General features: G+C 41.2%; 19 protein-coding genes. 3 read left to right on the forward strand and 16 right to left on the reverse strand.

The features are described from left to right. Window positions 1-150: 150 nt before the first annotated feature. Window positions 151-1,092: an urea transporter gene (locus IEW05_RS09610; RefSeq protein ID WP_229753321.1), complete on the forward strand. Its 942-nt coding sequence runs from the start codon at window positions 151-153 to the stop codon at window positions 1,090-1,092. Between the two features lie 105 nt (window positions 1,093-1,197). Here the strand turns inward: IEW05_RS09610 and IEW05_RS09615 are convergent, their stop codons facing one another. The 5 genes from IEW05_RS09615 to IEW05_RS09635 all read right to left on the reverse strand — a co-directional run bounded on the left by IEW05_RS09615 (window position 1,198) and on the right by IEW05_RS09635 (window position 4,784). Beyond that, entirely contained in the window at window positions 1,198-1,824 is a 627-nt protein-coding gene (locus tag IEW05_RS09615; protein ID WP_188538109.1) for a hypothetical protein, read from the reverse strand. 84 nt (window positions 1,825-1,908) lie between these two features. After that, window positions 1,909-2,712: a hypothetical protein gene (locus IEW05_RS09620; protein ID WP_188538111.1), complete on the reverse strand. Its 804-nt coding sequence runs from the start codon at window positions 2,710-2,712 to the stop codon at window positions 1,909-1,911. Between the two features lie 118 nt (window positions 2,713-2,830). Then, the gene (locus IEW05_RS09625) at window positions 2,831-3,811 is read right to left on the reverse strand and encodes a hypothetical protein (RefSeq protein WP_188538113.1); all 981 of its coding nucleotides are present in this window, start codon (window positions 3,809-3,811) and stop codon (window positions 2,831-2,833) included. Beyond that, window positions 3,772-4,353 carry an RNA polymerase sigma factor gene (locus IEW05_RS09630; RefSeq protein ID WP_188538115.1) on the reverse strand — a complete coding sequence of 194 codons (582 nt, stop codon included), beginning with the start codon at window positions 4,351-4,353 and terminating at the stop codon, window positions 3,772-3,774. Before IEW05_RS09630 ends, IEW05_RS09625 begins: the two co-directional genes overlap by 40 nt. Window positions 4,354-4,547: 194 nt before the next feature. Further along, a complete protein-coding gene (locus IEW05_RS09635) occupies window positions 4,548-4,784 on the reverse strand; it encodes a hypothetical protein (protein WP_188538117.1) in 237 nt (78 codons plus the stop codon). A 180-nt stretch (window positions 4,785-4,964) separates the two neighbouring features. On the opposite strand from IEW05_RS09635, the gene guaD reads away from it, so the two are divergent. Then, complete coding sequence (gene guaD / locus IEW05_RS09640; protein WP_188538119.1) at window positions 4,965-6,335, forward strand: guanine deaminase; 1,371 nt, start codon at window positions 4,965-4,967, stop codon at window positions 6,333-6,335. 186 nt (window positions 6,336-6,521) lie between these two features. Here guaD and IEW05_RS09645 read toward each other — a convergent pair whose 3' ends face one another. The 11 genes from IEW05_RS09645 to IEW05_RS09695 all read right to left on the reverse strand — a co-directional run bounded on the left by IEW05_RS09645 (window position 6,522) and on the right by IEW05_RS09695 (window position 17,962). Further along, window positions 6,522-9,635, reverse strand: a complete 3,114-nt coding sequence (locus IEW05_RS09645; protein ID WP_188538121.1) for an MMPL family transporter — start codon at window positions 9,633-9,635, stop codon at window positions 6,522-6,524. 84 nt (window positions 9,636-9,719) lie between these two features. After that, window positions 9,720-10,367: a TetR/AcrR family transcriptional regulator gene (locus IEW05_RS09650; protein ID WP_188538123.1), complete on the reverse strand. Its 648-nt coding sequence runs from the start codon at window positions 10,365-10,367 to the stop codon at window positions 9,720-9,722. 85 nt (window positions 10,368-10,452) lie between these two features. Next, window positions 10,453-11,268 carry an ABC transporter permease gene (locus IEW05_RS09655; RefSeq protein WP_188538125.1) on the reverse strand — a complete coding sequence of 272 codons (816 nt, stop codon included), beginning with the start codon at window positions 11,266-11,268 and terminating at the stop codon, window positions 10,453-10,455. Further along, window positions 11,265-12,308, reverse strand: coding sequence for an ATP-binding cassette domain-containing protein (locus tag IEW05_RS09660; RefSeq protein ID WP_188538127.1), 1,044 nt, complete (start codon window positions 12,306-12,308; stop codon window positions 11,265-11,267). The genes IEW05_RS09655 and IEW05_RS09660 overlap by 4 nt, the downstream gene beginning before the upstream one ends. A 199-nt stretch (window positions 12,309-12,507) precedes the next feature. Next, complete coding sequence (locus IEW05_RS09665; protein ID WP_188538129.1) at window positions 12,508-13,074, reverse strand: NADPH-dependent FMN reductase; 567 nt, start codon at window positions 13,072-13,074, stop codon at window positions 12,508-12,510. Between the two features lie 12 nt (window positions 13,075-13,086). Then, a complete protein-coding gene (locus IEW05_RS09670) occupies window positions 13,087-14,145 on the reverse strand; it encodes an LLM class flavin-dependent oxidoreductase (protein ID WP_188538131.1) in 1,059 nt (352 codons plus the stop codon). 34 nt (window positions 14,146-14,179) lie between these two features. Further along, window positions 14,180-15,121 (reverse strand): ring-cleaving dioxygenase, encoded by a 942-nt coding sequence (locus tag IEW05_RS09675; protein ID WP_188538133.1) that lies wholly within the window; start codon window positions 15,119-15,121, stop codon window positions 14,180-14,182. Between the two features lie 55 nt (window positions 15,122-15,176). Then, window positions 15,177-15,620: a MarR family winged helix-turn-helix transcriptional regulator gene (locus IEW05_RS09680; RefSeq protein WP_188538135.1), complete on the reverse strand. Its 444-nt coding sequence runs from the start codon at window positions 15,618-15,620 to the stop codon at window positions 15,177-15,179. A gap of 77 nt (window positions 15,621-15,697) precedes the next feature. Further along, complete coding sequence (locus IEW05_RS09685) at window positions 15,698-16,927, reverse strand: MDR family MFS transporter (protein WP_188538138.1); 1,230 nt, start codon at window positions 16,925-16,927, stop codon at window positions 15,698-15,700. A gap of 47 nt (window positions 16,928-16,974) precedes the next feature. Further along, on the reverse strand, window positions 16,975-17,424 hold the full coding sequence (locus IEW05_RS09690) for a hypothetical protein (protein WP_188540804.1): 450 nt from the start codon (window positions 17,422-17,424) through the stop codon (window positions 16,975-16,977). 1 nt (window position 17,425) lies between these two features. Continuing rightward, window positions 17,426-17,962, reverse strand: coding sequence for a GNAT family N-acetyltransferase (locus tag IEW05_RS09695; RefSeq protein WP_188538140.1), 537 nt, complete (start codon window positions 17,960-17,962; stop codon window positions 17,426-17,428). Between the two features lie 92 nt (window positions 17,963-18,054). Here IEW05_RS09695 and IEW05_RS09700 point away from each other — a divergent pair, with 92 nt between their 5' ends. Beyond that, on the forward strand, window positions 18,055-19,035 hold the full coding sequence (locus IEW05_RS09700) for an NAD(P)H-quinone oxidoreductase (protein WP_188540805.1): 981 nt from the start codon (window positions 18,055-18,057) through the stop codon (window positions 19,033-19,035). Window positions 19,036-19,238: the final 203 nt, after the last annotated feature.

Genomic DNA, 19,238 nt, shown 5'->3' on the forward strand with positions numbered 1-19,238 from the left:
CCTTCATTTTTATTTAAAAATCTTTAATTTCCCTCTTTTATGTGAATACTAAATCAACCGAAAAATACAGACTTGATGACATTACCATTTACATAAACGTGTTAATGTATGCAAATATTGTTAAATTAATCTTGAAGAATGGGGATCATTATGCAAATAGACAAACGAATTATATTACGTGAAGGAACGTTATCTTCTTTGATTTCTGTTACCTTCAAAGGCATCTCCCAAGTCATATTGATTGAGAATGCTGTCACTGGATTCATTATTCTAATAGCAATCATGCTATCCTCTATTTCGTTAGGTTCTATCGTATTTCTATCAGCAGTCATGGCCACTTTAATTGGACGATTTGGTGGAGCCGATAAAACCATTATTAACCAGGGTCTACTCGGTTATAACCCGGTGTTAGCCGGAATCGCTTTATTCTTGAATTTAGAGGGGGGGCTGCGATGGGTATTCGCTTTGGCGGGAGCCGCAGTTGCAACTCTTTTTACGGCTGCTATGATGCATTTGATGCGAAACACAAAGATTCCGGTTCTTACGTTTCCTTATATCATATTGACTTGGTTTCTGTTTCTCGCTTCTTACCAATTGGAAATGTTCCAGTTAAGTCCAAGCCTCGTCCCTCAAGATCTTTCCCACTGGTTGCTACATCCAGGAGGTACAATGGATTGGATTCATGGACTGGTTAATGGGATTGGACAGGTATATTTCCAAGATAGATTGTGGTCTGGCATTTTGATTTTATTTGGGGTGTTTTGGGCAGATTGGAAGCTTGGTTTATATGCTGTCATAGGATCCTTCGTTGCTTTACTTACCGCCTATGGATTAGGAGCAGAGGTTTCACTACTAAATTCAGGACTTTACGGATTTAATGCCGTATTAACCATTCTGGCCGTCGGTGCTGTTTTTAGTACGAAGAACATCTTAGTTCCTGTGACTGGAATTATAGCATCCGTATTAACAGTACTTATTACAGCCGGCGTAGACACCTGGCTTGTGCCATATGGACTCCCAACTCTAACGATGCCATTTGTTCTATGTACCTGGCTTTTTCTGGCCGCAAGGAAAGTCCTTCCCCGAATATAAGAATTGTTCGCGCAAAAAAAACAACACGCCCTATTTAATATTCGGCGTGTTGTTTATATTGTTCATTACTTTGAAATGAATTATCTCCAATATATAAATCTGTGCTTAATTCATTCCATGTTCTTCACGGATTTTGTACAATCCTTGAAGCAGTAATTCTGAAGGATCTCGATTTAGCATTAAATGCGTAAACAATAAATGAACCGGAAAAGCACACACATTGTTTCCTTCCCGGATGGACGGGAATCCAGCTTCAATTACTGGACCGTGTTCTTCGTTCAATTCAAGCCCCGCATGAACCTTCTCCGGTGCGAATTCTTCTTGCACTGCCTTTACGCATTGTGGAACCAGCACCTTGTCGATAAGAGCGATTGTCTCCTCTTCACTTTCAGGTGGTTTCGGAAGCAAGTTGCCTCCTTTGGTCTTCATCAATTCGACGAAAAATGATGCCATCCATTCAGCTGGATTTCTATCCGACTGGAATAGAGTGATCAATTCGCGAAGGAAAAAGCCACATGCATAAACGTCATTTGAATCATCCTTCACTTGATAAATAAAGACCGGACCATACATCTCCTGATTTAACACTTGAACCTCGACTTCGTCAAAATGCTTTTTCAATGACACGAGGCCATTATGACGAACAGCCCTGATTAGTTCATCCCATTTCTCTTTGGACATGGTTTCTTGCTCGTTATTGCTTTCTGCATTTGTTTTTTCATTAGTCGTCATTTTCTTCACCCATAACCCATCATATCATTCGGCGGTTTGAATAGTCTAGTCCATCGCGAACAAGCCGGGTAAGGGAAAGCGTGATTAACTTTCTAGCATGTTACGCGCAAAACTAAGGACATCTGACTTGGCACTCTCTGCCCAAATCGTATAACGCACCTGATTTTCCGTATCCGACCAATCCAAATGGTCTAGTCCCTTCTTATCGTTTGTGTAGATGCACTCTATTCCGCCAATTTTAATGGCTTCCTCTGTTATATTAGGATTAGTAAACGGTACAGGTGTTCCATCTAGTGGCGATGAAGGCTGTATACGCGTTGCAACAACAACTACTTCTACTTTACCTTTTATATACTTAAGGACTGAACTGAATACTTCATTTGCCTCAAACTTTGTGGAGTAGATTGATTTTCCTCCCTTTGCCGCTTGTGCCTTTAGTTCTTTCTCTAGCTTCTTGTACAAATCCGATGATTTATCGGGATCCTGAAGATACAATAGCCCATTTGTAAATTTGTATCCTTTTGGAAGGTCTGCGGGCTGTGTAAGAGCCGGGGCATTCGTTTTCTTCGCTTTGACGAGATACGTGTTGTAATCCTGATACACAAAGCCTTTTCCCATAAAAGAGATTTGATCGAGCGGATTTTGCTTTTTGTCTTTAACATAATAAGCAATCATTTGACCTGGCTTTAGCCCAGCACTCAGTTTGTTGATTTGATCCTGGATTGAAAGTGTTTTCTCCGATTTAGCTTGTGTAACAGCAGACACCTGATTTAGTTCCAATTGCGATACTGATTTAGGTTTGGCGTATGCACTGGATGTTCCGGCGATCATCATAACCGCGGTCAGTGATAATATGACTTTTACCTTATTTGCTTTAGTTACATACATGTTCATTTCTGCTCCCTTCGGCCAATTGGCCTGATAAATTTTAAGTTCATTAGGTATAACACCTCATTTACCATAAAAGGGACAGTTTGTTAAAATCATATGAAAAGAAGTCTTTAGTTTATTGGTAAATCATACCTTCAGCAATTTTTGCAAAGATATCCCTTGATAAGGGGTCCTTCGGATCGTCCAGGATCATAAATAATGCATGTTTGTTCTCGTCAAGCCATGTGAGTCTATGACCAACTTGCTGGGTTTTAGAGCCCGTTGAATTCGTATAAAAGAGCATTTCTGTTCCACCGACGATCAACTTTTCCGCATTATTAGTATAAATCTGAGCCGGCGAATCCGAAGACTTAGCAAAGGCAATGATCGTTAACTCATGTTCTCCCTTTTGATACTTTATTATCGTGGATACGGCTTTTGACCATGGGACTATTTTATAAAATAGTGCTTTATCTTCTTGAGAAGTTTCTGCCATTCCCTTCAACTCATCAAGAATATTTTGATATTCCGGTGTATTAGCAAAATAATCGAATTGGGTTGAAATATTACCGCTCTCAAAGATGTAACCTTCGGGTACAAAAGTAGGTTCCTGGATAAATGGAGCATCTGTCTCCTTCATTTCTTTCGCCAAATCATCATAATTTCGGTGTAGAATTGGCCTATAATAATATCGAAGGGGATTCCATTTATCCGCTTCATTAATCTGCTCATCTTTTATATAGTAGACAGCAAGCTCTCCCGGATCCAACTTCTTCTTCAGTTCATCTAGATATTTGTTAAGTAGCTGGGCAAAATACTCCCCAAATTGATTGTACTGCTGCTCTTTTGTCGAAATGACGATCTTACCTTCCTTATTTCTGATATGTATCCATTGTGAACTGGCATACGCTGTTAAAGATGAAAGAAGAAGAACTGCGGATATGATGGTAATGAATACAGGTCTCCGGCCTTTAAATTTCCGTTTTGGCGTTTTGAAATGATGTACTTGATGTATTTTGTCCATAATAATGGGAGATACGTTGAAATCTTCTTCTATTTCTCTTATCTCCATGCTTCTCAAAACTTGATCTTGATCAGATTCTCCTGTATCTCGCATTGCTCCGCTCCTTTCTTCTCTTCGATCAGCTTCATGGTTTTTTGCCTAAGCCGCAAATATTTTTTCTTCACTGCCTCCGTATTTTTACCCAGAATTTCAGCGATTTCAGCGAAAGGCTTCTCTTCAAAAATTCTTAATACAAGTAAATTCCGCTCATCTACCGACAACTTGGACATAGCATATTCTAATGGTGCGCTAAACCATTGCTTATCTAGCTTTTGCTCCGTACTTTCTGTTATATCTAATGGTTTGAACAACTGCATTACCCGCTGATGGATGCGACGCTTACGCAATAAGTTAAGACAATGATGATAAGCGATTTTATATAGCCATGACGAGAATGATGCTCTTGGCTCATACAATTCCAGCTTCGTATATGCTTTGAATAGGATATCTTGAACAGCGTCTTGTGCGTCTTGCCGGCAACCAAGCATTCGGCAGCAATAGACATAGATCTGTCTTTGATACATTTCAACAATCGGCTGAAAATATTCCACCTCTCCAGCTTTGACTCGTCTCACGTATTCTTCTATAGAATCCAACTCTACGCTACACCTCGATTCATCCTTTTATTTGGTTTAACACTTCATGACTCGGAAAAGGGACATCAAATAAGAGCAAATAAAAAAATATTAACTCAACAAAACAATAGATCACATCCTAATGGATGTGATCTATGAAACAGCCATTCTTACTTGGAAATCCAAGGACTATCGGCTAAACATGGTTATGCATGTTACTTACGTACCTCAACGTTTCCTTCCTTCATCGTAAAATAACCATTCCTTACAAAGGACAAAATTCGACTTACACTGATTCCAGTTTGGTTCGAAAGATCCAAAACTATTGTATCTGGGTGAACCTCAACAATACTACGTATTTTGTTATACATCTCTTCGCAGTCCGCGCACATTTTTATGTAGTTTTTCTCAGTTAAATTCCCACAAAAATCACAAATTTGATAATTCCCCATGATGTCTCCTTCTATTTTGAGTCTGTATGTACAACTTATGTACTATTTGATGAGTCCTATATGTTATTATACTTGTATTTATAACTCACCGCTATATGTTGATCTTCTAGACTTTACCCTATCTATCCCCTATAATATAAAGGATAATTTAACAAAAATACGAACAATAAGGTGTATATTATGACAAAATATTCGCAAATTTTTCTAGGAACTGCTTTTTCCGCTAAGTCACCTAAAGAAGTAAGCATTCTAAAAGATCATCTGTTCTGCATCAATGCAAACGGGATGATCGAACAAGTCGTTGCCCCAGAAGATGCTGACTATCAGACCTTACTAGATGCTTATCAAGGCCAAGAGAACTTTCATCGTTTAACTGAAGGTCAATATTTCTTGCCTGGTTTTATTGATTTGCATGTCCATGCACCGCAATGGGCCCAATCGGGAACGGCCTTAGATATCCCACTCTCCGATTGGTTAAACACCTACACGTTTCCACTTGAGTCGAAATTTTCAGATGTAGATTTTGCCCAAAAAGTCTACCAAGATGTAGTAAGCACCTTGCTTGCAAACGGTACTACTACAGCACTATACTTTGCTACGGTTCACAAAGAAGCAAGTATATTGCTTGCTAAGATTTGTGCAGAGCAAGGACAACGTGGTTTGGTTGGAAAAGTAGTTATGGATCATCCAGAGAATACCCCAGACTATTATCGAGACAGAGATACGCAAACTGCGTTAGCGGATACAGAGGAATTTATTGTTGCAGTCAAGGAGTTAGCCAAAACATCGAAGCAAGGGGTCTACCCTGTCGTTACTCCACGGTTCATTCCAAGCTGTACGGATGAGGCTCTGCAAGGGCTTGGAGCTCTAGCTGCCAAATATGATACTCACATACAATCACATTGCAGTGAAAGTGATTGGGCACATGGTTATGTGAAGGATCGTTTCGACAAGAATGATGCATTTGCTTTACATGATTTTGGCTTATTAAGCGACAAATCGGTTATGGCTCATTGTAATTTCATAGATGATGCCGATGCAGACTTATTTGCTAATACGGGTACGGCGATATGTCATTGCCCTATCTCAAATGCTTATTTCGCTAATAGCGTAATTCCAATCGCGCATTTACATGCCAAAGAGGTTGAAATTGGATTAGGATCTGATATTTCTGGTGGTTTCTCGCCAAGTCTTTTCGATAATGCTAGACAAGCTGTCATCTCATCTCGAATGCTAGAAGATGGTGTGAATACGAAGCTTCCTGCTGAAGAACGTGGTGTATCGAATTCACGCATCACCATTAACGAAGCTTTCTATCTAGCTACCGCTGGAGGCGGTGAAAGCCTCAGCTTACCCATCGGCCGTATTGAAGCGAACTACGCTTGGGACGTACAAATTATCGATACGACATTAGCCTCTGCAAAAATACCAGTTTTTCAGACTAACGAGGAACTTGGTGATGTTTTCCAAAAGATTATGTATCTTGCCAGACCGGAGAACATCCGTGAAGTTTGGGTACAGGGAGAAAGAGTTCATTCTCGTAAGTCATAACATCAATCTAATATGCGATAATCAAGAGGTGGCTTCTGAATTTATCAGAAGTCATCTTTTTTTGGTCGATTGTTCGGTGTACAACACAAATGACCCGTAAGAGGGTCACTTTTTTCAAAGTTTCCATCTTACGGGTCTCAGTTTAGGAAGATGGTCAAGGTATTCTTGATCATCTTTCACAAAAAATTATTTATTTGAAATTTTCAAAACGAGGTTCTCACTGTTAGAAGTTTTTTTTCTGTTCTTGATGGCATCAGGCAGTACCATAAGCGCTGGAAGCAGCATGGGCAGAAAGATAAAGCAGAGTACAATTAGACCTACAATCGTCGCCACCGCTAATTCAATAAGCAAGATCAGACCTGATGGTGCCAACGTCGCAAGGGTCCCCCCTAGAATAATCATAGCTGAGATAACGACTCCGCCCACATGTTTCGCTGCGTGGATTATCGCTTCACCTATTGGCAAATCTTCATGTTCCTTATATCGCATCATGAGGAAGATACTATAGTCCACCCCGACAGCCACGATTATGATGAAGGAGAAGAACGGCACGAAGGAGGATACCCCATCCGCATGGATGATATATTCCGCGACGATGTTCGAAGCCGCCATAGCAACATAATACGAAGCTAACAATGACAGGATAATATACACGGACGGCCAGAACTTCCGAATAACGAATAATAATACTAAGAATATACCCGCAATGATAATAATCGCTGTACTACTGAACGATTCTACCTGAGCTGCATTCATATCATATGTCGTTGAACTTGGTCCTGTGGCCCCGAATTTAGCTTCGGCCAGTACCGTCCCATTCAAACCACTTCTCATTGTGTCGTTGATTTTCTCGATTGTCTCCAGCGCTACCGGAGAATAAGGATCATAATCTAAAATGACAATCCATTTCGAAATGGTTCGATCTTTTGACATGAAATTATTCAATGAACTCTTGAAATCCTCATTCGTCAAAGCTTCACGTGGAATAAAGAAGGTTTTGGATGAATTTAATTCAGTGATGAAGTTTCCTGTCTTATCAAGACCATCCGAGATATCCCCTAAACCGTTTCCGCTTTTGCCTAGTCCGTCTTTTAATTGCGTCATGCCATCGGATAGTTGGGATAACCCGGTTGAGAGCTTCTGTTGTCCATCTTTAACACCAGCAAGACCTTCATTCAACTTCTTCATATTCATAGCAATCTCACGGTTGCCTGCAGCGCCCTCCTTCAAACCATTCACGAGTGCATCCGTACCAGAGGATAAGCTTGCAAGGCCTGTAGTTATTTGGGTCTGCGCCCCTGCGATCTGCTGAAGCCCTTCTGAAGCCTTGGCAAAATTATCGTTCAGTTGCGTATAATTATTGTTCAGCTCTTGGAAACCACCAATAATCTGCGCCATCCCAGATTCAAGTCCTGTACCCGTCTGCTTCAACGTCAGGTAATCTGGATCTTGGCTCAAATCGCTATACTTAGCGCCCAGCCCTCCGATTAATCCATTCATTCCGGCAAGACCCTGCTGAATCGCTGGCAATTTACTCTCCAATTGATCATAACCATCACCCAAGGCTTTGTAACCCTGATTCAATTGCGCCATGCCGTTACTTAATGTCGCGGTTTCAGTTGCAACGGTATTAAGACCAGCATGGAGTCGTTTAATGCCATCCCGAAGATCTGCAGCACCACCCGCCCCTTGGTCGATACCTTGCGCCACTTGATTGATTGCATCGGTAATTTGGGTATAACCTTGCTGTACTTGACCCGTACCCGAGACAAGTTGGTCTACGCTAGAAAAGTCAGGGCTAACCAATTTCTCTTGCATCTGCTGGATACCATCCTGAATCTGATCTACGCCGTCTTTCGTATCATGAATGCCATCCGCGACTGTCTCTGTCTGCGAACTAATATAGAAGTCATCAATCGGCTCCGATTGCGGTTGGGTCACGCTCGCGACTTTTTTCACGCCATCGATTTCCTTTAATTTATCTGTCAATTTATCGATGACACCCAAGGACTCGTTATTATCCATAGCTTTGTTGTTCTCTACGACGACTGTCGTCGGCAGAGCCTGCCCCCGGCTGAAATGCTCAGCTACGATATTAAAGCCATGCGTCGAATCGTAACCGTCTCCCAATTCCTTCAATTGGTCGAAGGACAACTTTTGTCCACTGGATAACAGAACTGGAATCATCATGATAACGATGATAGCTGTCGTCAATACTGGGTATTTGACCGCTGTCGATGTCATCTTCGCCCAGAATTTGTTCTCCTTATGCCCAGTCACTTTCTTCGTTGGCCAGAATAATTTTGCTCCGAGTGTCTTCATAATAAACGGTGTTAATGTCAAGATCTCAAGCAATAGTATGACTGCTCCGATCGCAACGACATTAGCCGATTGATAGATCCCGAAGGTTGAGAAACTCAATCCTGCGAATGCGATAAAGACCGTTAAAATACTGTAAACAATGGTCTTACCTGCGGTCTTATATGTCGCAATAATAGCCTCATCCGTCGATTTCCCATGTGCGAGCTCTTCCTTAAACCGATTAAACAAGAGAATGTTATAGTCGGTCCCAATCCCGAATAGAATTGCGATAAGCAGCATTTGTGTCAAGCTGGTCAACGGGAAATGAAATTTATCGATGAGCTGGGCTGCAATCCCCATCGAACAGAGATAAGTAATGCCTACTGCGAGTAGCGAAACGAATGGTATGATGATCGAGCGGAACATAATAATTAATACAGCAAGAATAAAGATAACGGTTAGAATTGCACTCTTCTCGACACCCTTCTCAGATGCCTTCAGATAATCATTCTGAATGAATTCCTCGCCTGTTAAATAAAATGGTACCTTTACGTCCTTCAACGTTTGGTTGAATTCTTCCTTGATATCATCGATTTCGCGCTCTTTCTTATCCAGGCTAAAGCTTACCATTAAAGTCGTCTGATCTTCAGATATGAGGGACGATTTCGCATCCGGTATGGAAAACGGATCTAACATATCGCCGATGCCTAGCTCAGCTTCATTAGCCTTGATACTGCCAATTCCCGTCTCAATCTGTTTCATATCCTGTTCCGTTAATTTCTCCGGCTTATGGAACACGATGATGTTGCTCGAACCGCCCTTCGGACTCATCTTATTCAAGATCGAAGCTGCGACCTTCGACGGGCTGTTCTCTTTCAGCGGATCTTGACCTCTTTGACGTAGTATGGCATTCACGTCCGGTTGGAACACAGCTAATACGATTGTGACTACCAGCCACAAAGCGAGAATAACCCAACGCCATTTAATAACCTTTTGCATTCTTGCTATCCCCTCCTCTACTTTTTCCTATCCATAAAATAGATAATGAACAAGCGTTCATTTTTATCCCAAAAAAATTTAATTCTATATTTTTAATCTTGAAATAATCCCTGCACAGTATACTCGCATCAATTCGTCTACCAATTGTCGAACCGTCTCTCCGTCCTCATGATCGCGCAAAATAATACATGCACCTTCAATTAAGGTTCCCGCTAACATATGAGCCAAATTGTATTTTTCAATCATTGCTTTATCCTGCTGATCTCCACCGGGAATGAAGACCTGCTCCAGAATAAGGGCTGCCAATTGAATCAATTCCTGCTTCACGGGTTCATACGAAGAGCCGTTGCTCAAATTCAACAGAATGCGAAGCTCTACATTCGATTCTTTGAATAGTTCAACGATCGTGCTTTCTACTTTACGGAGATAATCAAGAGGATTGTTGGTATCTATCGCACAGTTATCATCTAAATCATCCTTGATCTCTATCATGTATTGAACGAACTTCTCATACACCGGATGAATCAACTCATGGAATAGATCTTCTTTATTCTTAAAATAACGATAGATATTACCTGTCGTGATCCCCGCCGAATTAGCAATTTGCCGCATGGAGGCATTTGAATAACCATGCCGTTTGAACTCCGACAAGGCCGCTTGAAGAATGCTGTTTTTTACGTCATCTTTTAAATATTGCATCAATGAACACCCGTTTACTTTTGTTTTTTTCATTATACTGAGCTCCAACGAGAAATACAACTACGACATTGAAAAACCCCTTGAAGAAATATCTTCAAGGGGACTGTTCATTACTGTACTAAGCTTTACGCATATATGCGCGTACTGTAATAGGTGCAAAGATCGCTACAATGACGACAGCGCCGATGAGAGAAATAGCCAAATCCCAACCTACGGTCCCTGAGTTAGTAAGATCTCGAACAGCGGTGACAAGATGCGAAATCGGATTGAATTTCACAAACCATTGGAGCCAGTTAGGTAAAGTATCTGCCGGTACGAACGCATTGGATAGAAACGTGAGCGGAAATAACACAATCATGGATATCCCTTGTACGCTTGAAGCCGTGCGAGCTATTACACCAAAGAAAGCGAAGATCCAACTGATCGACCAAGCACAGAAAATGACGAGTACAGCGGCGATGGCGACGTGACCTAGACCTCCGGCAGGGCGATAACCCATAATATATCCCATCGTAAAAGTAAGTACAGTTGCTATGGTATACCGAATAGTATCAGCCAAGAGTGCTCCTGCCAGCGGTGCAATACGTGCGATAGGCAGTGACTTGAATCGGTCAAATACACCTTTATCCATATCCTCTCGCAATTGAACGCCAGTGACGACCGAAGTCGTGATCACGGTCTGAACGAGGATTCCAGGAATGATGAGGGGCAAATAACTGAGTACATCACCAGAGATGGCTCCACCAAAGATGTAAGTAAACATCAAGGTAAAGATAATTGGCTGGAGTGTAACATCAAATAATTGCTCTGGTGTACGCCGAATCTTCAGCAGACCACGATAAGCCATCGTAAATGAATTTCTTACCGACTGACCAAAGCCCGTGTGGTTTTTCAGTTTACGTTCAACGCCTGGCTTGATTGAAGTAGTATTCATACTCCCGCCACCTCAGCTTTGTTTGATTTTTTGGCCACACCTGAAGTGTCCTCTTGGGCGTTCTTCTCCACGCCATGACCAGTAATGGCTAGAAACACCTCGTCGAGGGTCGGTTTCTGCACACTCATCTCATTTAATTGAATTCCTGTCTCCCGAAGAGCGATTAACAAATCTGTGACCAGATCCACATTCGCCATCGGTGCAGTTACTTTTCCGGCTTCAGCCGACACATTAGATTGGACCTTAAGGACTCGTTCAATGATCTTACAAACACTCGAAATATCCTGTGAATTTTGCACACTCAGATGCAATGACGAGGTACCTACAGAGGCTTTCAGTTCATCCGATGTACCTTCGGCAACGACGTGTCCTCGATCTATAACTGCGATCCGGTCAGCCAGTTGATCTGCTTCATCAAGGTATTGAGTTGTTAATAGTACGGTTGACCCCGTCTTCACTAGACGACGGATCGTATCCCACATCTGAGCACGAGTACGTGGGTCTAACCCAGTAGTCGGTTCGTCTAGAAAAATTAGCGGCGGCTGGGCAATAAGACTTGCGGCCAGATCCAGTCGCCGACGCATACCACCTGAGAAATTTCTGAGCGGCCGTCTTGCAGCTTCCGTTAAACCAAATTCCTCAAGCAACTCCTCTGCTTTTTGTCGTGCTGCTGCACGTCCCAATCCGAGTAGCCGGGAGAAGATGATCAGGTTCTCGGTTGCGCTGAGTGACTCGTCGACCGAAGCATATTGACCGGTCACACCGATCAATTGACGGACGATTTGCGACTCCTTCGTCACATCGTGCCCGAAGATTCGCGCCGATCCAGCATCCGGACGAAGTAAAGTGGCCAGCATACTAATTGTGGTAGTCTTCCCTGCCCCATTAGGTCCTAGCACGCCATAGATCGAACCAGTTCGCACGTTCAAATCTACACCATCCACCGCTACATTGTCGCCAAATGCTTTGACGAGTCCTTTTGCTTCAACAGCCCAATCACCATGTTTTGGTTCTATTCTTTTTCTGTCTAATTGATTCAATTAAACTCCTCCTCCAATCAACATTGTTTCTTATAATCGGATAGTAACACCCCTATTTAAACTGAATATAAACAACAAAGAAGCCAAGTTTGGAGGAATCTAAGGAGATCAACTATGTACACAAGCAATAAAAAAAACGAAAGCAAGAACCCCATGAGCAGGCACTAGCTTCCGTTTGTTTAATTAACCTCATTACTTATTAAAAATCATATTCCGCATCTTTCGCTTCCCTTATCTTCACATAGGCATCGACCAGGAGAACAGTATCTTCCACTAATCGCTCCATTCGGAAGATAACATCATCATTAATAATTTCCTTCCGATGGAAATCCTTTTCTTCAATAAATACGTAAGTTGGGACGATATGAGCCTTCATATACGATAAAATCGGTTTTAGTTGCTGCTCCACCATCAAATAATGTTTGGCCGTACCAGCCGTGACAAGCATACTGACGACTTTATCTCGGAACGCATGGACTGGTAATAAGTCAAAAATGTTCTTTAATGTCGCTGGAATAGAGGCTTGGAATATGGGGGTACCGATGATTAAGGCATCTGCTGCCATAATGGTCTCAGCAACAAATTTTGTATCCCCTTCATATTCCCTGTAATCACGTCCATCACTGAAGACCATTTGATATTCCGCAAGATCAAGTAATATCATTTCTGCATCCGGGTATTTCTCACGTGCCATTTTGAGTGTGTAATCCATTGCTGTTCTTGTTTTGGTTCCTACGTTTGAGCCGGAAATTCCTACTATCTTCATCCTATTCGCCTCTTACTTCTTCGCCGTATGTTTCTTAATCGCAGGCATAATTTCTGTAGCAATCAGCTCGATATTTTTGGCAATCTTATCAAAAGGCACGCCGCCAAAATCAATTTGTGCCATGAAGCGCTGATGACCATATAATTCATACTGGTAGAGCATTTTTTCAATTATTTGCTGTGGGCTACCAATCATTAATGCATCACGGTAATCGACCGCCTGTGCAAATTGTTGTTTGGGATAGCCACCACCACGTAATGATTGCATCCCCGTATCTAGATGAGGATAGTACTCACGAAGTGCATCCTTTGTATTTTCAGCTGTATAGAATAAGCTTGTTGTCGCAACAGGTAATGTTGCTGGATCAAATCCATTTTGTTCTGCTGCCATTCGATAAGCATCAACTGAGGTCTTAAAGCTAGTTGCAGGTCCACCAAGCGTTGTCAGCATCATCGGCACACCAGCAAAACCAGCCTTAATCGCACTTGCGGGCGGTCCCCCTACTGCACGCCAGAGAGGCATATGACCGTTCTGGGGTTGTGGCAAAATAGATGCATTTTTCAAAGGTGCACGGAATTGACCTTCCCATGTAATGTTGGCCTCGTTATTTAGCTTAATCAGAAGTTCCATTTTTTCTTCAAATAGTTCTTCATAATCACGAACATCATATCCAAGCAAGCTATATGCCCCCACACGAGAACCACGCCCAGCAACGATTTCTGCTCGCCCACCTGAGATTAAATCAAGCGTAGCGAAATCCTCATATACACGAACCGGATCCGATGTACTTAAGACAGTTGCCGAACTTGCAATTTTAATATTCTTAGTTGCCTGAGCGATTGCCCCTAATATGACTGTATGAGCTTGGGTCGTAAAATGACTTTGATGGCTTTCACCGACTGCAAAAACATCGAGTCCAGCCTCATCAGCAAGCTTACTTGCTTCAATTAATTCTTTAATACGTTGTTCAGCACTTATCATTGTTCCTGTATGCGGATTAGGTAAATGATCTCCAATCGAATATAATCCGAATTCGATTCCTTTGTTAGTATCTATACGATATTGTTCCATTGTTCTCTCTCCCTTTTTGAACACGCATTAATAATTAGTCTAATGGTATTAAATTTGCTTCAATTTCGGCACGTCGTTCTTCTAAAAAAGGTGGTAAATCTAATTCTTTGCCCAGTGCCTCGATCGATGAATCTACTGTAAATCCAGGACCATCTGTTGCAATTTCGAACAATATACCATTGGATTCTCTGAAATATAAGCTTTGGAAGTAGAATCGATTTACGATACCTGAGGTGTGGAAGCCACGTTCTTTAACAACCGTTTCCCAATTACGCAACTCGTCTTCATTTTTAACTCGAATGGCCAAATGATGAATACTTCCTCTCCCGGGTTTCTCACGGGGTCCATCAAGCTGTTTGATGACAATTTCTCCAAATGACTGTCCGGCAACCGATTGGTAGATCGCTTCTTGATCTGAGCGGGCAACTTCCGTATAACCAAACATCTCCGTTAAGGTTTTACCTAAACGATCTAAGTGACGTACAGTGATCTCCACTGCGCCCATTCCCAAAATACGATGTTGTTGCTCTATAATGGAGTCTTCCCAAGCTGACCATTTCTTAGGGACCGCTTCCCCGTTATTATTTAGTAAGACCATGCGCAAACCCTCTGAATCTTCAAAATGAAGAGCGTCTCGCCCAGCATACGTCGTAATTTCACCATGCGTAACTTCTAATGTTTCAAACCGTTCTTTCCAATAGATCAAACTTTCATATGACGGAACGAGTAAACCTATTTGTGTGATGGCATTGGTTCCACGGATGGTATTACCTACAATTGGCATTTCAAAAAACGATAACTCTGTTCCTGCACTTCCTGTTAAGTCCCCATAAAACAAATGATACATGGAAGGATCGTCTTGATTAACCGTCTTCTTAACTCTACGTAAGCCCAATACTTTTTGATAAAAATGATTATTTATTTTGGCGTCTTTGGTAAGCATTGAGATATGATGATGTCCTAAAATTGTATGCACGATTTTTCCTCCTCTGTGCTGTTAATTGACTAGTCAATTGATATAGTAAAAAAATTTACTTCGGTGGTATTTCTTTTCTTTGGCTATGTTTATGGACACGGGTCATTAATGAATATAATGTTGCTTGTTCTTCTTCATTTAATACTTCATCAAAAAATGATGTTTGAAATGCCAACTGTTCAGGCATCGCTTGTTCTAAAATAGACTCCGCTTTCGCTGTAAGACTAATCGTCTTCGTCTTCCAATCTTGCTTCCGTACAATGTAGCCTTCATTCTCAAGACGTACTAGCATACGCGAAATACCACCTTGCGTAACCGTCGCCTTGTCTGCTAACTCCATTTGTGTGAGTGGCTGATAAATTTGAATTTGCACAAGTACATCAAATTGAGCCGTCGTTAAATCAAAACGTTTCAAAAACTCATTCGACATCTGGTTACTTTGGTTCGTAAAACGCATTAAGCGTAACCAGATTAACGAGCCTAACGTATTATTACGCATTTCGTTTTTCCCTCCCCATCGTTAACCTTAATATCACTTTACTACGCAATTGATAAAATTGCAAGTAACACAGCTCTTTAGATTAGTCTAAAGAGCCTCACGTACAGAACAGCGCTTATTAAAGTAACTAGTAAAATGAAGCCAAAAACCTGGGTGGGTCCGAGCCAAGAAGATAGTAGAATCGTTATTGGGGCGAAAAAGCGGCCGATAGAATACTGTAAATTCGATGCCCCCATATACTGCCCTCTCGCATCCTCAGGTGCATAATCACTAACAAAACTCTGAGTCACCGGAGAGCGAGATAACTCCCCTATCGTAAAAATAAAAGTAAATGCAAATAATAACCATATATTTGTTGTTAAGCCGATCAGAAACATGCCGATTCCAAACAATACTGAGGATAAGATAAATACGTTGCGATCACTCCAATGTTCAAACCACTTCGTAACGGGAATGACTAATAGAACGAACATAAGACCATTTAGGCCAAGCATCCAACCGAATATCTCCGAATTACTAAGTGAAAAGGACCAGTCTTTAAACGCGAACAACGTCTGAGTTGGTACGTATTCTTTGACATAGGTAGCCAAATACATATCAAGCTGCATAAAAGCAATCGTTACTAAGATGCCTGCAACAATATATATTGCAAAAACTTTATCACGTAAAATAAGTCCATAGTTATGCCATTGTTCTTTGAAGACTTTGGATATCGTATACGATTCATTCGGAAGCTTATTCGTTTGCTGCGGCAACGTCTCTCTTATCTTCCATAAGATTACAAGAGAATAGAGTAACGTAACGAGAGTACATGTCCACAATAGCTCAGTTCGATAATGAATGAAAAATATAGATCCAAGCAGTGGACCAAATACAGCACCAATATTTTTCCCTGTTACAAACGTAGCGAATACCATTCTTCGATCCTTCTCAGGTGTAATGTCGGCTACCATTGCTGAGCTGGCTGGCGTATATATTGACCCACCTAACCCAACACCGATATACGCGATATACTCGAGCCATTGCGAAGAAGAAATTGCAAATAAGGCAAACATAGCCGATTGCATGAATGCTCCAAGAAGCATGGCTGGACGACGGCCTAGTCGATCAGATAGGTAACCACCAAACAAACCTCCAAGGATACCTACAAGTGGGATCACTGTCATTAACATACTTGCGATCGTTTTGCCAAAAGCATCACTAAAAAACAAGGTCATGAAAGGGAAATACATCCAGAAAAGCATGTTGAATAGTGTTTCCCCCATCAGCCTAATCTTCAGATTCAAATCCCATTTGAACCAACTCAACTTAGGTAGACCTCCAGTTCTTAGCTTCATCAAGACAATTAACTAAGCTAAACATCTATACTCGCAAGATTTTCAAGGTTTGTATGTACAATTCTCTCTACTACATTACGATTGAAATCCGGACAAAATCTAGGATATGTGCGATCCAGTCCATATGACCATTTTTCTAATAGAGACTCGTCATAAACTACCATTTCATCGATGATGAACTGAGGAATATAAACATTTCGGGTATGTATACCTATGCCCCCATCATACAGTTCTCCCGTAGGAAGACAAATACACACATGATCACATTCGTCACGTGAGGGTGTCATTACAAAGCAAATATGAACTTTGTGATCAAAAAGTTCATTCCACTTCAGAACAAAGATTTGGGCAAACACACCACATGGTCCATAATTAATGCGTGGAATTTCATCTTGAAAGCCATATTCTGCATTAATTTCCTCTTTGATCTTCTCTAAAATTTCTCTTGTCTTTAGATTCCTCAACATACTATTCAAAGAATACACTCGGATATTCTACAACTCCAGAAACATTAGCAAGAGCATTATCTTGCAGCTCTAATGCCATAAATGCATCATCCGGTACTTCGAATGGAGCCTCTATCCCCCAATTGGATGCAGCTTTGAAGCCAAATTTAGGATAATATTCTGGATGTCCTAATACGACAACAGAACTAAATCCAAGTTCTTTGGCTTGTTGTAATGCTTTGAGAATTAACAGCTTACCTATGCCTTTGTTTTGATACTCTGGCAAGACAGCAAGAGGAGCAAGTGCAAGTGATTCAACACTTTGCATACCACTTACAATTGTAATTTTAGATAACAAAATATGCCCAACAATTTCGTTATCATTCGTTGTAGTAGCTACTAAGGATAGTTCTGGAATAAAGACGTCTGCTAGTCTGATTCGAGCAACTAACTCATGCTCCTTCTTATCGCTAAGCTCCATATTCGCAAAAGCACGCTGTACGACTTCTTCGGTCATTTTATAATCATGAGGTAGTTCTTTTCGGATCGAAATATTCATGTTAACATCTCCTAATTAGGTTTTTGAGCTATGATGTGTAATATTATTTTAGTACAGTAATGACAAAAAGCAATGAGGAGTTGATATCCATGATGAGATGTGTTGTTGCCAAAAAGCCTGGTGGCGCTGACCAACTTGAAGTTGTTGAGCTACCCAAACCCATACCAGCCAGTGGTGAATTACTGATTCGTGTCCACACTACGGCGTTAAATCGTACAGATATATTAATGCGTGAAGGTAAAACAGGTTATGTATCAAATCCGATTATTGGTGTTGAAATTGCGGGCACCGTAGTTGAAATAAATGGAGTCAGCCCGTTTTCTATCGGTGATAAAGTCATGGGACTTGTCAATGGTGGCGGTTATGCTGAATATGTCGTTATGCCCATCGATCGTGCCATGAAGATACCGGAATCTTTTACTTTTGAAGAGGCGGCCGCTATTCCAGAAGTGTATCTAACTGCATATCAGACTCTGATTTGGATTGGTAAGCTTCAAGAACATGAGACCGTCTTAATTCACGCAGGTGCTAGCGGAGTTGGGACAGCGGCTATTCAATTGGCAAAAAAGCTGTGTAAAGCCAAAGTTATCGTTACTGCTGGTGCCATAGAGAAGTTAGATTTCTGTCAATCACTCGGTGCCGATGTAATTATTAATTACAAAGAACAGGCCTTTGATCAAGAGGTGCTTCGTGCTACCAATGGGCAAGGTGTGGATCTGATTCTAGATTTTATCGGTGCAGACTTTTGGGCGAAAAACCTAACAAGTATAAAAGTAGATGGGCGTTGGGTACTTATTGGCGTTCTAGGTGGAGCACAAATTGAAAAGGTCAATTTATTTGAAATTATGATGAAAAGAATACAACTAACTGGAACATTATTAACCCCCAGAAGCGATGAATATAAATCCCGCATAACGAATGAGTTCATCAGCACCGTAACTCCTTATTTTGAGCGGGGCGAAGTCTTTTCGGTCGTTGACAAAATATATCCACTCGAACAAGTTGCTGAGGCTCATAAACGTATGGAAGATAATCTCAATATCGGAAAGATCATTCTTCAAGTGAAAAAATAGCTTTATGGCTATTTGTGATACGGTTCACCGTAATGTATCCAAGCACAAAGTACAGTTTGACCATAAATATTTATATTAGTAATTAGACAAGAAGCCACTCCTAGATGGAGTGGCTTCTTGTGATTTAACTTTTTCTCCCAAAAGAAAGAAAGGAAATTTTATGGTCGCATTTCATAAAAACCATACTTAATAGAACTAACGAG

Source organism: Paenibacillus segetis (genome assembly GCF_014639155.1).
In the GTDB taxonomy this organism is placed as follows: Bacteria; Bacillota; Bacilli; order Paenibacillales; family Paenibacillaceae; genus Fontibacillus; species Fontibacillus segetis.